The 14050-nt window shown below is 47.0% G+C and carries 11 protein-coding genes and 1 tRNA gene; 2 read left to right on the top strand and 10 right to left on the bottom strand.

The window, feature by feature from the left end; genetic code table 11:
* Positions 1–36: 36 nt before the first annotated feature.
* The 5 genes from GI364_RS19405 to GI364_RS19425 form a co-directional block, all read right to left on the bottom strand.
* A complete protein-coding gene (locus GI364_RS19405) occupies positions 37–1638 on the bottom strand; it encodes an MFS transporter (protein WP_198850847.1) in 1602 nt (533 codons plus the stop codon).
* Between the two features lie 192 nt (positions 1639–1830).
* Positions 1831–2205 (bottom strand): NifB/NifX family molybdenum-iron cluster-binding protein, encoded by a 375-nt coding sequence (locus GI364_RS19410; protein ID WP_198850848.1) that lies wholly within the window; start codon positions 2203–2205, stop codon positions 1831–1833.
* Between the two features lie 59 nt (positions 2206–2264).
* Positions 2265–3413 (bottom strand): TIGR04053 family radical SAM/SPASM domain-containing protein, encoded by a 1149-nt coding sequence (locus tag GI364_RS19415; RefSeq protein ID WP_233096196.1) that lies wholly within the window; start codon positions 3411–3413, stop codon positions 2265–2267.
* A gap of 218 nt (positions 3414–3631) precedes the next feature.
* Complete coding sequence (gene splB / locus GI364_RS19420) at positions 3632–4660, bottom strand: spore photoproduct lyase (RefSeq protein WP_198854127.1); 1029 nt, start codon at positions 4658–4660, stop codon at positions 3632–3634.
* A gap of 144 nt (positions 4661–4804) precedes the next feature.
* Positions 4805–6142: an MFS transporter gene (locus GI364_RS19425; protein WP_198850850.1), complete on the bottom strand. Its 1338-nt coding sequence runs from the start codon at positions 6140–6142 to the stop codon at positions 4805–4807.
* A gap of 358 nt (positions 6143–6500) precedes the next feature.
* Between GI364_RS19425 and GI364_RS19430 the strand changes: the two genes are divergently transcribed.
* Positions 6501–7388, top strand: a complete 888-nt coding sequence (locus GI364_RS19430) for a class I SAM-dependent methyltransferase (protein WP_198850851.1) — start codon at positions 6501–6503, stop codon at positions 7386–7388.
* Positions 7389–7503: 115 nt separating this feature from the next.
* Here GI364_RS19430 and GI364_RS19435 read toward each other — a convergent pair.
* From GI364_RS19435 to GI364_RS19455, 5 genes are all read right to left on the bottom strand, one after another.
* Positions 7504–7577 (bottom strand) — tRNA-Gly (locus GI364_RS19435).
* Positions 7578–7718: 141 nt separating this feature from the next.
* Positions 7719–8633, bottom strand: a complete 915-nt coding sequence (locus GI364_RS19440; RefSeq protein ID WP_233096197.1) for a LysR family transcriptional regulator — start codon at positions 8631–8633, stop codon at positions 7719–7721.
* Positions 8634–9085: 452 nt separating this feature from the next.
* Positions 9086–10000, bottom strand: a complete 915-nt coding sequence (locus GI364_RS19445) for a peptidase MA family metallohydrolase (RefSeq protein ID WP_198850853.1) — start codon at positions 9998–10000, stop codon at positions 9086–9088.
* 350 nt (positions 10001–10350) lie between these two features.
* On the bottom strand, positions 10351–12039 hold the full coding sequence (locus tag GI364_RS19450) for an FAD-dependent oxidoreductase (protein WP_198850854.1): 1689 nt from the start codon (positions 12037–12039) through the stop codon (positions 10351–10353).
* A gap of 422 nt (positions 12040–12461) precedes the next feature.
* Positions 12462–12989 (bottom strand): phospholipase D-like domain-containing protein, encoded by a 528-nt coding sequence (locus GI364_RS19455; RefSeq protein ID WP_198850855.1) that lies wholly within the window; start codon positions 12987–12989, stop codon positions 12462–12464.
* A 485-nt stretch (positions 12990–13474) separates the two neighbouring features.
* Here GI364_RS19455 and GI364_RS19460 point away from each other — a divergent pair, with 485 nt between their 5' ends.
* Complete coding sequence (locus GI364_RS19460; RefSeq protein WP_198850856.1) at positions 13475–13831, top strand: DUF4064 domain-containing protein; 357 nt, start codon at positions 13475–13477, stop codon at positions 13829–13831.
* Positions 13832–14050: the final 219 nt, after the last annotated feature.

The raw sequence follows: 14050 nt of genomic DNA on the forward strand, positions 1-14050 counted from the left end.
ATGCTGGTTTTGGACTCATTTCAAGCAGCCAGACCACTATACAAGAGTGGCAGCCTCCGAAGTGCCGTCTTTGCTTCCTTGCTGTGGTCTGTTTCGATAAATCTTTACAATCAAAATACAGAACAGACTTGCGATGGAAATCCAAAATGCTGACCAGTACAAGTGGTGAAATCCTACCTGACCCGCCGCCAGCAGCGCTTGGGAAACTGCATGTCTGATGGGAAGACTCGGAATTTTGTCAATTTGACCCGAAATAGAACCAAAACCGCTGACATGGTTCATCCGATTTAATTCACTGGTTGGGATTTGACTCGGCGAAATTCCGACGGATTTCAGGTTTTGCATCAATTTCTCAGGAAACAAAGCCATCCCCCTCGTCAAGAATCCCGCGTAGATTGTCGGCCCCAATGTGAGCCCTATTTCCCGCACCAAAGATAACATGCCTAAAGCTGTTGATTTGTTCTGAGGCACCTTTTCCGTAATCAGGAAGTTCAGCGGTGCACCAAGGGTAACTCCGACACCAAGACCGACAAGGCTGCTTGCTACTACCATTTGCCACGTTGTATGAACCCATAAGGGAAACAGTATCGAGCCAATTGCTGCCGCCACAGCTCCGAATGCCAGCGTCACAATCGGCCCCCTCTTATCCATAAACGCTCCGCCGCCCATAGCCCCTACACCTGATGCCAAAGCCATAGGTGTGTACCAGTACCCAGCTTGACTCGAAGGCCAGCCGAGAATGACCTGAATGAAAGCTGGCAGGAATATTACTGAAGACAAGAGCAGGCCCGACATGAATCCAATAAGAAGTGTCCAGCGCAACTCACTTTGCCTAAGCAGTGACATAGGAACCAGAGAATCTCTGCCCTTTTTGTCAATTCTGTTTTCGTACCACAAAACGATGACAAGGAGCAAGACGCCAATGCCTGCGTACGCCCACACATTTGAGTTGCCAAGGTTGTGCAGGAGATGCGCGCCTTTGAGATTCGTGAGTCCATACATCAGACCCAAAACACCAAGAGACATAAGGATAATACCAATTTTATCAAGCGATCCCGTTCCTTCAGCCTTACTTTCCTCCAACCCGCGCGCACCCCAAATAACAAGCAGGACAGCAATCGGGACATTAATCCAGAACAGCCAATGCCAGTCGTGCGTGGCACTAAGAATAAAAGACCCAATGTTTGGTCCGAGAATAGCAGAAATGCCATTCATTCCTCCTACCATGCCTAAAGCTCGACCCTGTTTCTTCACAGGTACTGTAGCAACGATATACCCGTTGGCAATCGGGAAAATCCCTCCGCCGCCAAGAGATTGCAACACGCGGCTCAGTAGAATCACCACAAAACTGTGGCTTAATGCCACACACATCGACCCTGCACCAAACAAGGCAATGCTGAGCAGAAACATTTTCTTCCTTCCATATTTATCCGAAAACTTTGACATGATTGGAACGCTGATGGCCAGACCCAGCGTGTAGATTGTGATAAGCCATGCACCCCAACTTGCACTCACCTTGAAAGAATGAACCAGGGTGGTCAAAGCGGAGCTCATAATTCCGTTATCCAACCCCCCCATAAACACTCCAATTGCAAACAAAGTCAATGCCGTACTCTGTTTATTGCGCGTCACATACATGCCTCCTTCAGGCTACTAGATAATTAATCGATTTCGATTAATTATATTCGATTATCCGTTTCAATAATACTTCCCGCCCCATCCATTAGTCAACATCGATTATAATATATAGTATAATTTTAGACAAAATAATACCCGACGCGGTCCACAACGGTACAAGTGGATTTTTTCCGCGGCGGGTATTGTTTGTATTTAGTGATGATGGTGGTGAGAAGCCAGTCTTTCGGGAGCAATTTCTGTATCGAACGCACTCGCGTCTGGAATATCTGCCTTCCATGCATCATCCCATTTGGTTCCTGACTCGAGGTTCCAAAAACGAATACCTTTCTGTCTGGCAACTTGGTAAGAATGAGAGCAGAAGGTTGTCGGGGGCGCGATAACCACATCTACGTTGTGCTTAAGCATCTCCTGAACAACTGCAATCCTACGACCTCTGACGGCCTTCACTCCTGGATTTTCCAACTCTGTTTGTTCCCCAGTTTCAGTATCTCTAATACGAATGACCGGTCCCTCAACCAAGGGGCGAATCGTCGTGTTGTCCGTACCGATAACAGCCGCAATTTTCATGTGTTGCATCTCCTTTACCCTATCCAAGATTACTGTTACATTGTCCCGTTGTGACTCCCTCACAGAGATACGTCAGCAACTTCTGGCTCATATGCGCACGCCGGGTCCGCCCCGAGGACATCACCTGTGTACGCATAAGCTCTCGATCGCGATCCACCGCACAAATCGCGGTAATCACAACTTCCGCATTTCCCCTTAAAATTACCTCTTCTTATGTCCTGAAGGACTGGATTGTTACGATAAATGTTCACGACATCGTCATTCTGGATCCTGCCCAAAGAAAATGGTAAGAATCCAGCAGGGTATACAGAACCGTCATAAGCGACAAAGACGATGCCCTTTCCATCTCTGGTTCCGCTGGTCTGTGCTTTGGGCTGGGATGTCGGCACTCCAAGTCGCTGGCGAAGTTCCTGTGACATCTCACGGTATAACATTCCAAGGCCGTATTGACGTGATATTTTAGCAGAATTCTCTTTTAACCCCTCGTATTGACTTCGCCGGTTTGTAACTACACGGCGAAAAAACGGAGCCTCAACGGTGCGAACGGTTAAGTCATATGCAGATGCTTCAAACAAAAAATGAGAAACATCCTCAGTCTGCTTTGCTGAAATTTCCTGAGTATCTTTGGCCTTGCCTCTCCCTACTTGAATCAGGAAAAATACTTCCCATATCTTTACACCAATCTCTTTTAGAAGCTGCACAAGTGCAGGAAGCTCTTTGACGTTCTCTTTCATCACGGCAGTGTTTACCTGCACTTCAAACCCCATTGCAACCAGTTTTTTCAACTGTGCAACCGTCTGTTCAAAGTGTCCCGCAATCCCCCGCACACCCTCATGTGTTGCAGCAATCGCACCGTCGAGACTGATCGAAACAGCCTTGACACCAAGGTCTGCCATTCTTCTCATGCTGTCGTCTGTCAAGCGAGGTGTAACACTTGGCGCCAGTCCCACGGGAATCTGCTGTGAACGTGCGTATGAAACGAGATCGAAAACGTCAGACCGCATCAGTGCGTCACCCCCGGTGATAATTAAAACCGGATAGGGACGGCCGAACTTTTTCAGACTGTCGATAAACTGGAAGCCTTCAGCTGTCGATAGTTCTCCGTCGGCAGGTCTTTCCATAGCCTCCGCCCGACAGTGTCTGCAGGCCAAGAGACAGGCACGCGTCGATTCCCAGAACACAAGAATGGGACGTTCATCAAAATTCATGGTCGCCACATCTTCCACCTCCAATGAGGAAACTCAGAGCAGCGGGCTAAGTGGTTCTCCCAAGTACTCGTACCAAGCATACTGCTGAGCCAGTGAAAGCTCATGACTACTTCAGACCAATTTGTAGTCCAAAAGGATTAGTAAGTTACAAACAAATTTCAGAGGGTGTTTTGAACGGAGTCCATTTAAGCCACATGCCGGCACACTACACTACTGCATTATGTAAAGTATTGGATCTCTGCCCCGGGCATCACCTGCGGAATAGCTTCCATAAACAGATTTTTGATTTGTTGCTGCTGAATGTCCTGATATACGTATTTCCCAATTCCATAGCGACCCCATTTGTATTTGCGTTTGGATTCATCCAAATCCAGCTTTGTTTTGGGATAGCGCTTTTCAATAACGCGTTTCGCAGGTTTCGTGAAACGGTGTTGAATTAATTCAAATTCAATGTCTTTATAGTGGTCTTTAGGAATCGACGTAGACAGTTTTTCTAGCAGTTCGCGGTACTGTGTTTGCCAACCGTCAAAAATGTAGATGGGAGCAATAATGAACCCAAGAGGATAGCCAGCCAAGGCGACTTTTCTGGCGGCAGCAATCCGCTCCTCCAATTTGGCTGTGGAAGGTTCAAAGTTTTTGATGACATAATCCGCATTCACTGAAAATCGAAAACGGGTGTGACCGTTGTGCTTTGCATCTAACAGTGAATCCACTAAATCGTACTTTGTAACAAAACGAAGGCGGCCAAGCTCTCGTTTGCCCATATGTTCAATCAATCGCCGAAGATTGCCCGTTAGGTGTTCAATGCTCAATGGATCGGAAGTGCAGGCCGCCTCAAAGCGTGTAATTTCAGGCTTGCGCTCATCAATGTACTTGTCAGCTTGCTCGAGAATTTCCGGGATATTCACGTAGACGCGAACATAGGGCTTCGCGCCTAATGTCGTTTGCAGATAGCAGTAATGACAGTGGCCAATACATCCTGTCGAAATGGGAATCGCGTATTCTGCAGACGGCTTGGACGTATCGAATTTCAGCGTTTTACGAACCCCAACCACTAAGGTACGCTTTGCATTTCTATATTTTTGGAGTTCATTGTCCCCGGGTAAGTCCATAATGCGATTGTGTGACGTCGTATACGCAATGTCGATTCCCATGGCTTGAATCTTGCTGTAAATCTCCCTGCCGACCTCGTACTCCAAAGCACCTGGCTCAAAATACACCCTGTCCGGTATAAACGGTTTCACAATACTCCCCTCTTTCACAGGTGTCACAAACACCGTTGTCGCAGTGCTACAGAACCTCGACTGCTACACCTCATTTGCAAATAGTGTTTGCAACGTGAAAAAAGTAATTCCACTCAAGTCTTTAGAATCAGCTAAATTACAATCAGCCTACATCGAGGGACTCTGAGGAGAATGGGGAACGGGCGTCGAACTCCGCCTTTTTACCAACAGCGTCAAAATAAGAACCAGCCCGCTTAAGAGAAAAACCGCGGCCCCTATATAGGGACCAAACAGTCCAACGTGAGTCAGTGCAGAGGCCAGAGTTGGACCGATAATTCCCCCGAGATATAATGGCAAATAAACCAAATTTAACGCCGTGCTTCGGTGAGATTCTGGAATACGGGTAGAGAACAGCGCAAAAATCATGGCACCGCCAATGCTGTAGCCCGCGCTAAATACCGTCAACGCGACGGTGAACCAAAGCACATTGCCAAGGAAGCCAAGGAGAACTGATGCCGGAATAGCGGCCGCAAACGCAATAGCCAAGATGCGGACAAACCCCAAACGGTCTCCGATTCGACCTGCAATAACGGTGATGACGGCACCAATAACAGCAGTGAGGCCCATTAAAATACCGATGATAAAAGTAGTTGAGGCAAAGTGTAAATGCAAATTTTCAATCACGATGGGCAAGTACGGCATCACCATCTGCCTGGCCATCATTAACACGGTGTAGATTCCAAACAGTACCCAGCTGATTCTCAGGCTAAAAGTAAACTGCACGGATTTCCATGCCGCTTTCCACGCCGACTGCTGTGCTGCCGATCCCGATGTGACACCGTCATCTTCAGCTTGAGACACCTGTAGCTTAGCGGGAGACTGTTTACGGCGTCCTGATTGCTCATGGGGTTGCTGACGGGGTTGTCGATACCACACCAGCAGCATAGTGCCTACGAGAAAAGACAGGATTCCGTCGAGGATGTACAATCCATGCAGGTTAATCAAATGAATGCCAGTCAGCAACCCTCCAAGCAAGGGACCTCCAGCCATACCAACTGAGGAGGCCACACTGAATACAGACACTGCATACCCGACTCGTTCATTGGGTGCTGCCCGTCGAATTTCAGCCAACATTACGCCCGTGTTCCCCAATTGAAAACCGACAAGAAGCATCCCTATGAACACTCCCGCCAGAACGTGGCTCATACCTAAGACGACGAACACCACCGTCTCAACGTAGGCACTGCGTATAATAATTGCTTTACCGCCAAACCGCTGTGCCCAGATACCCCAAAGCGGCACCAACGGGAGACCCGTAACAAATGTGACAGCAGACAAAATCCCCACCCAAGTTGCTACGTGGGGCGTATGCATCCCCTGAAGATAAACGGGCATAAAGGAAAAAACATGGCTCATGCCCATAGATTCCACTATAGATGTAAGAAAGAACAGTATAAGCAACACACGCCAATTGGACGCGTGTCCTTCCTGATGTTTTATCATCATGACCTCCTGTGTCTGACGCAAAAAACCTCACCGTAAACCACTACACATAGTAACACACGGCGGGTTCATTCAGGGAAGGTGTCTTTTAGGAAAATCCGCTATTTTAGGCGGCACTGTAAACGATTAGCGTGACCATCCAACAACTTCAAATGCTGTTGAGTTCATCATTTTTCACGATGTGCCAGAGCAGGACAAAATGCTCCCCAGAGCGAAACGTATCATAAAGTCGCATTTTAGCCCGAAGAGACAAGATTCAATACCGACATAACCAATTCGCTAAACAGCAAAAAGCAATTTCCTATGCACGTGCGTACGCACAAAGCCATCAACCTGCGTAAAGGTGAAGGAGTGTTTTCCTATGACGGAAATGAACAATAACTATCATAAAGTAATAGATGAAGTGTTTTTGAATTATGTTCTAGACAACCCGCAATTACACGAGCGATGGCTTCTGCAGCAGACCCTGTATACAGGTACAGCACGACGTTCCATTTTCAACATGTTACCGTTGCAGTCCGGTATGAAAATACTCGATGTCGGAAGCGGCTTTGGAGCTGCTGCATTTGATTTGGCAGCTCTCCATTCTATCCATATAGAAGCAGTAGATTCGGATGCGAATACAAACGAACTCGCAGAACATCTATACACTCTTTTGCAAGATGCCGGAGGGATCCGCCCTGAGTCATCGGTTCGATTTGTAGCAGCAAACGCCTATGAGCTTCCCTACGAAGACAACAGCTTTGATTTCATCATTTCGCGCTACCTATTCCAGCATCTACAGGCACCGGAATCAGCCATGAGAGAAATCCGGCGGGTCCTGAAACCCGAATGCTTCGCCTGCATTATTGATATCGACGATCAATATACCATTTCCTATCCTGAGGAAAGCGCAGAATTTGATACTCTGAAACACGCGTTTAGCGAATTGCAAAAGCACCGCGGCGGCGATCGCTTTGTCGGCCGCAAACTGGCTTCCTACATGAACCAGGCGGGTCTTGACGTTGTTAACACCCTTATTCAGCCAGCGGCTCAGTTTTTTCAAAATGATGAAAATGGTCTTTCTCATCAATTGACACTCCAACGCTTCAATGACTCTAAGGCCGACATCGTCCGTTACGGTATTTTGACATCCGAAGAATTTGACCGCTGCTTTGAACAAATTCAAACCCTTAAATCGCAGTGGCAATTTGCATCTAATGGACAGATGATTGTGCTTGGGCGGCGTCCTGCAGAGGAACCGGTGTAATCGTGTAACCCCCACCTGCCGCTCCCCCGGGGCGGTACTTTCAATGCACGAAGTCACAACAAGCAAGACCGCCTCTCCCAAAAAATATGGGAGAGGCGGTCTTATGATGTTCGTTTGGAGCGGGTGATGGGAATCGAACCCACGCTATCAGCTTGGAAGGCTGAAGTTCTACCATTGAACTACACCCGCATGTTGTTTTAGCAGAGGCAAATAAGTGACAAAAAGCATTATACCTCGCTGGAACTTAAAACGCAATACCATATTTCAATGCTGTCACTACACCTTGTGCGGCCCTATCCATATCCTCTCTTCGTTTATAGACCTTGACTGTCAACTGTCAGATGCTGGTGTTGGCGCAAAGTGAATCCTGACATACTCCGCAAGAAATTCACGGAACATCTCGGCCACTTTCGGTTCAAATGCGGAGCGCCTTCGTAACAGGTAGAAGGGTCTGTCTGCTTGTCCAGGATAGAAAAGTGCTTTTAAGGCCTCTTGAGCAAGTTCTTTCTTAATTGCAAGCTCTGAGAGCACAGAAATCCCCAAACCTGCCTGCACTGACTCCTTGATTGCCTGTGTGCTGCCAAATTCCATTTTCGATTTCACTTCAATACCGAGAGATTCAAGTACCTTATCAGCCGCTGCTCTGGTGCCTGAACCAGGTTCTCTTAAAATCCATGTTTCCGCTTGCAAGCGTTTTAACATGGCCGGATCCGTCGCTGGAGCATGAGACGGTGCTGCAATTATCACCATTTTGTCCGTCATCAGTTCATCTGTGACCAAACCGGCTTCTTCAATTTCACCCTCCACAATACCAACATCAATAGCGTCTTCCAGCAACATATTGGCTACATGAATTGTATTGGAAATCTGAATGGACGGTCGTACGTCTGGATAGAATTTGCAGAACTCGGCCACAGCGTACGGAAGTACGTATTCACCGAACGTATAGCTGGCTCCGATTACGAGTTCTCCTGCTACTACGTTCGTCAGGTCGTCAAGCATTCGCTGCATTGCACCGTAAGCTGTCTCGATTTCCCCTCCGTAGTGCTGCACAATTTTTCCCGCACCGGTCAGAGAGACTCGTTTCGTATTGCGTTCGAACAGTTTCACCTGGAGTTCGTGCTCAAGTGATTGTACTTGTTGGCTGACTGCTGGCTGCGACATGTGGAGTTCCTCGGCGGCTCGAGAAAAGTTGCCATGCCGTGCAACCGCCAGGAAGGCCATCAATTTATGGTCCATTTCCATCACCTATTCTGACTTCCTATATAAACACCAACCTTGATTTATGTTGAATATAAGTGAAAGTCCGTTATTGTTCAACTTAGAGATACTAATCGACTTAGAGATACTATTCGACATTGATGCGTACGGCTCCTTTGTTCCAGATTTCGTAATGGAATTGTTGGTCATATTTTCGATGAAAGGACGAAGCTAGTATTAATAATAGTATTGGCAGCAGTATTGATATATGTAGGAGATCTGCACATTGAGTGACCTATTGTATTGGAGTCACTAAGTGTACGTGGACATACAACAGATACACAGTGTTATGATGCATTGTCACTGTACCTACGCCTTGCTGTTTATAAATCTGCTGTTTACCAATCTCAAACTCTTGCTATTATAGGCCCTTCTATACCATTAGCCAAGTAGAAGTGCACTGCACAGGCCAATCGACGTCCATCCAACGTAAGCTTCTAAGACGGACGCCCAGTTCCAGTAAAAGATGTTGTAAATTGAGTAGCCGAAATGGGAAACACGGATTTAAACGATTTTGAAAAGGAATCTCGTTTTAAAACTGACAACAGTCGAGTCACCTTATCTTCTCCATAGGTATTGATAAGGTATTTAACCCCTAAGTAATCTTGAAATTCAATGTTGTATGGAGGGTTTTTCTCCAGTACGTTTCCGCCGTCGCGATGAATAGACTGCAATTCACCCAACTTCTGCGCCTGTTGCAACTGTGTATCCAACTGCCGAGTCATTTGCAGCGCAGTCCTTTTGTCAACAGTCATTTCAGCAGCCGTGCCGTTGTACCAAGCGAGCCCTTCATTCATCCAAGTCGGCAGTTTTGATCCAACTCCAATTTCATTGAGTGTGGCATGTGTCAGTTCGTGTGTCAGTGTGTTCGCAAGGAACGCAGAGTCGTGGTACTTGTACAACGGTACGTAAACCTTCGAACCCAGCGTAAATCCTCCCGTCTGTCTTACAACCGTAGAAACTTCCTTTGATGGAAACGCTTTCTTGACGGCCCCAGCGTAGCCTGACTGTTGCGAGTAAAGGAATATCTCCGTTTGATTTGTGGGCAGTTTACCTAAGCTCCGTTCCAGAATGTGTGATGAAACAGACTTTATCAATGTGGCAATACTATGAATCTGACTTTTCTTTACCCCAGTGTCTCCGCCAACTATGATTACAGTCCGTGACGCCGAACCACTTCCTACAATGGAGAGGTTAGACGCACCTTTCGTTGTTCCAATCAGAGAAATGACCTGAACGCGATGTCCAGGCAGTACCTGCCACTTTGCAAAGGTCGTGATACTTGGCACAAAGATAACGAGTGCCGAAAGGAGGCCTACAAAAAGCCCCAACTTTCGCTTCCATATCGTCACCAGACCTCCACCTCGTTTTCTCAATAATCAGGTAATTAACTTCCAAGCCATACCGTTCACAGGCCTAACAATTGGTATCTGTATTGTAAATAAGCTACCGTCGAATAGTCCATTTGTACTAGTACTATAGTACCACTTTACAAACCAAATTGACCACACCCCACTATGTGAATATAATGGGGTCTAGAGATGTGAGAGGCAGTCTGCAGTTGGAGAACACTGCAGAGAACAAAAAAAGGGTGGGGATGTTCCCCACCACAAATTGGCTCGAATAGCATGTAGTTGTTACAGAGATTAGAGTGTGAGTCTAGAGCGAGCGATACAACAGTCTTACAGATAGGTAGTTAATGTTACGAATGAACCGGTTGCTGGGTCTTGGTAGATTCCTGCAGTTCCTGTACGACATAACCCCCAGTTAAGTTGTACACATTCTGGAATCCCAGACCCTGAAGCATTTTTGTTGCAAAGTAGCTCCGATGTCCACTTCTGCAATACACCACCCAGTGCGCTGCCTTATCCAGTTTCTCCGCATGATCACGAAGCTGGTCAAGCGGGATGTTCACCGCATTTTCAATCATACCACCGTCCAGCTCATTCGCGTTGCGAACATCCAGCACCCGAACGTTTTCTGCCTGCACGTCACTAACGCGGGCTACTGTTTGGATTTCGCCGCGTTGCCGATTTTCTGCAGCCATGCCGGCCATAATAACGGGATCTTTGGCGGAAGAAAAAGGCGGTGCGTAGGCCAAGTCCAGAGATGCGAGATCTTCCACCGTCATGTTGCCGTAGATAGCTGTGGCGAGCACGTCAATACGCTTATCTACACCAGTACCTCCCACCACTTGAGCACCTAGAAGCCTTCCGTCTTCTGGGTCTACCACGAGTTTTATCGTAAGGTCCTCAGCTCCAGGATAGTATCCCGCATGATGTCCCACTGTGTTATAAGAAACAAAGTACGGTTGACCGGCCTGCTTCGCCGATTTCTCGGTAAAACCAGTTAACCCAAGTGTGACCTTGCCAACGCGAACGATAGAGGTGCCCTGCGCTCCACGGAACTTCTCTTTAGCGCCAAACAGGTTTTTGCCGATGATGCGCCCCTGCTTGTTTGCAGCACCAGCTAACGGGATCCAACGCTTCTCCCCATTCACCAAATAAGGCAATTCAGCCAAGTCCCCGCCGCTGTATATGTCAGCATCGCTTGTTTGCAGGTATTCATTGACACGCAGCGCGCCTGCAAACCCTGTTTCCAAACCAGCTTCCTGTGCAATGGATGTGTCAGGACGAACACCCAGTCCCATAATCACCATGTCGGCTTTAATATCTTTCCCGCTCTCCAGCGTCAGGCCGCTCACTCTGTCGACACCGCTGAAGCTCGCAATGCCGTCGCCGACAATGACATTCACGCCCATCCTATTCAGCTCTTTCAGGACTGGCGTTGTAATTTCTGCGTCAAAAGGCGGCAAGACTTGCGGAGCCTTTTCCACCAAGGTCACGTTGAGCCCCAAGTGTACCAGGTTTTCTACTGCTTCTAGTCCAATGAATCCCGCACCAATTACAGCTACGTCTTTCACGCTTCCTGCTTCAATCCAGGTCTTCATCCGATCAACATCGGGAACGGTTCTCATGTTGAAGATACCATCCAATTCTTTGCCGGGCAGGTTTGGAAAGATAGGACGAGCACCCATGGCCAGAACGAGCTTGTCATAGCTTTCCTCGTACTCTTCCCCCGTGTCGACGAGACGAACAGTGACCACTTTCTTATCACGGTCTATCTTCGTCACTTCCTGCTTCACACGCACATCAATATCAAACCTGGATTTCAAAGACTCCGGTGTATGGAGTAACAGCTTGCTCCGGTCTTTAATCACTCCACCCAAATAATAGGGCAGTCCACAATTGGCAAAGGATACATACGGGCCTCGTTCAATAAGAACGATTTCCGCCTGTTCACTCATTCTCCTCGACTTTGCAGCAACTCCCGCACCTAATGCGACACCGCCGACAACCACAACTTTCTTCGCGGCTTCTGAAGGATTCATGATGATCCTCTCCTTTAGCGCTACATTTTCTCAGTTCGGAGCCCTGTACTATTATGTCGCACAAATCTGTTTTATAACACGCCTATGCAGCGACTGGACAGGTCCTCTTGCTGTAGCATTAGTTTGTTTTTATACCCTGTAGGGTATCTCTACACTCAGGATTATAACACAGTATTTTTTGGTTCAATCCCCTAAACGTGTCCATTATGTGTCGATTAACAAGTAAAACTAATATGTGTTATAAGCAATTTCTATATATAGACTATAGTAAGCTCGCGAACTCCTTGCCCTGACTGGATTGGCAGGCTCTCACGAACCGCTTTACAGATACTGAACTGACTGTTTGACTGAACTTTGACAATTGAGACAAAGACGACCGGGCAGCCGCCTCGCGGAATACCCGGCATTTCCTATTTGACTCTCTAGTTACCCTGCTTACTTGGCTGGTTGCTGTTTTGTTGAAGCTGTGGATTGTATCCTGCATCATGGGTGCTCATATAATTCTCGATGTTGTGCCAGTGTTTCAGAAACAACTGTGCTCTTTCTGTATTGGTGACAATATCAAAATAATTGTCTTCCTTACTGGCGGTTTCACTAAAATTCCAAGAACCTGCCAAAACAGATTCTCCGTCAATTACAGCAAACTTGTGATGCATAATCTCATCCTCTTGACTAGTACCTTCTATGACTGGGATGCCTGCTGCTCGCAGTTTCTTTATTTCCGGGTGTTCGTATCTGCCGTGTGCCTCCCGGTGATCGATGACCATCCTTACCTCGAGTCCTTCTTTGTGTTTTTCCAACAGTATTTTCATGGCCAAAGGCAAATGGAAGGCAAAAATAGCAATATGGATGGTTTTTTTGGCTGATTGAAGAAAATTAAGAAACGCTTGCGTCGTATCATCTTCCGGTGAAAAATACGTTTTCATCGTCAATCCACTTTCAAATGCCATAGTTTCATTCCCTCTTTCAAGTTATTACGACTCTCACTGATTCACATATGAATTTTGATTCTGTTGTGAGACGGCTCTGTGATGGGCAACGGAAAGCAACCTCAGACCGCTAGAGCAGGACATGAAAGGGTCAAAGCGCAGTTTTGTGTGGTCTCGTAGATCGTATTGCGAAGATGTACAAACATGAGCAGCGTCTTGCTCAACCTGAACATACTCTATCTACATGACAAACAGATGACGTAATACTTGATTTCTCGTAAAGGATTTAGCAACTTGAAAAGCCTGTAAATGAGCAAAACTCGAATAGTCTGTTCCATAAAATCTATATTTTGGCTGTGAATTTGTAACATGAGCAGGATTTTGAGGTTATTTTGAGGAAATAGTTCCCTGCATTACATGCAATCACATTTCAGACCGTCGGAGTCACTCGAATTAGGACCTGTCTTTGTGACATAGTGTCTGAAAGGTAGAAAAGGAGGAGTTTCATGAAGGTAGCATCTATGGTTTTAGGAATTGTAGGGTCGGTCTTCGGAATCATCGCAGCCATTATGGCAATGATAGCCGGCGGAATTGGCGGTGCATTCGGCGCAAGTGGAGCCAGTACAGTCACCGGTTTGGGATGGGGCGCCTTAGCAGCTTCGGTCGTTGGTCTTATCGGTTCAATACTGGTTAGTGGAAAGCCAAAAGCTGCAGCTGTATTGATGCTAATCGGGGGTATCGCAGGTATCATCTTTGTGTCCTATTTCTACATACTGCCTGGCATTCTCCTGATTATCCCTGGAATCATGAGTTTCTTTATCAAACCGAAAACAGACAAATCTTCTCAGTCCGTTTCCATGTAACGGCCCTGTACCAGAATCATAATGGCCGGATACCAAAGTCGGCTGTGCCGAAGGAGCCCTGCGAGGCTCCTTTTTCAATTTATCCATTGATAGAGGAGGCTGGCCGAATCCGCAATGAACACAACAGCCCTCCTTCAGATCAAGGGTCTCGGGTTTTTCAGACACTTCGCATCTCTGCAAATTAAGAGAGCCCGCTGCAACGGAGTTCCAAATGCACAG

It is taken from the genome of Alicyclobacillus sp. SO9 (genome assembly GCF_016406125.1).
In the GTDB taxonomy this organism is placed as follows: domain Bacteria; phylum Bacillota; class Bacilli; order Alicyclobacillales; family Alicyclobacillaceae; genus SO9.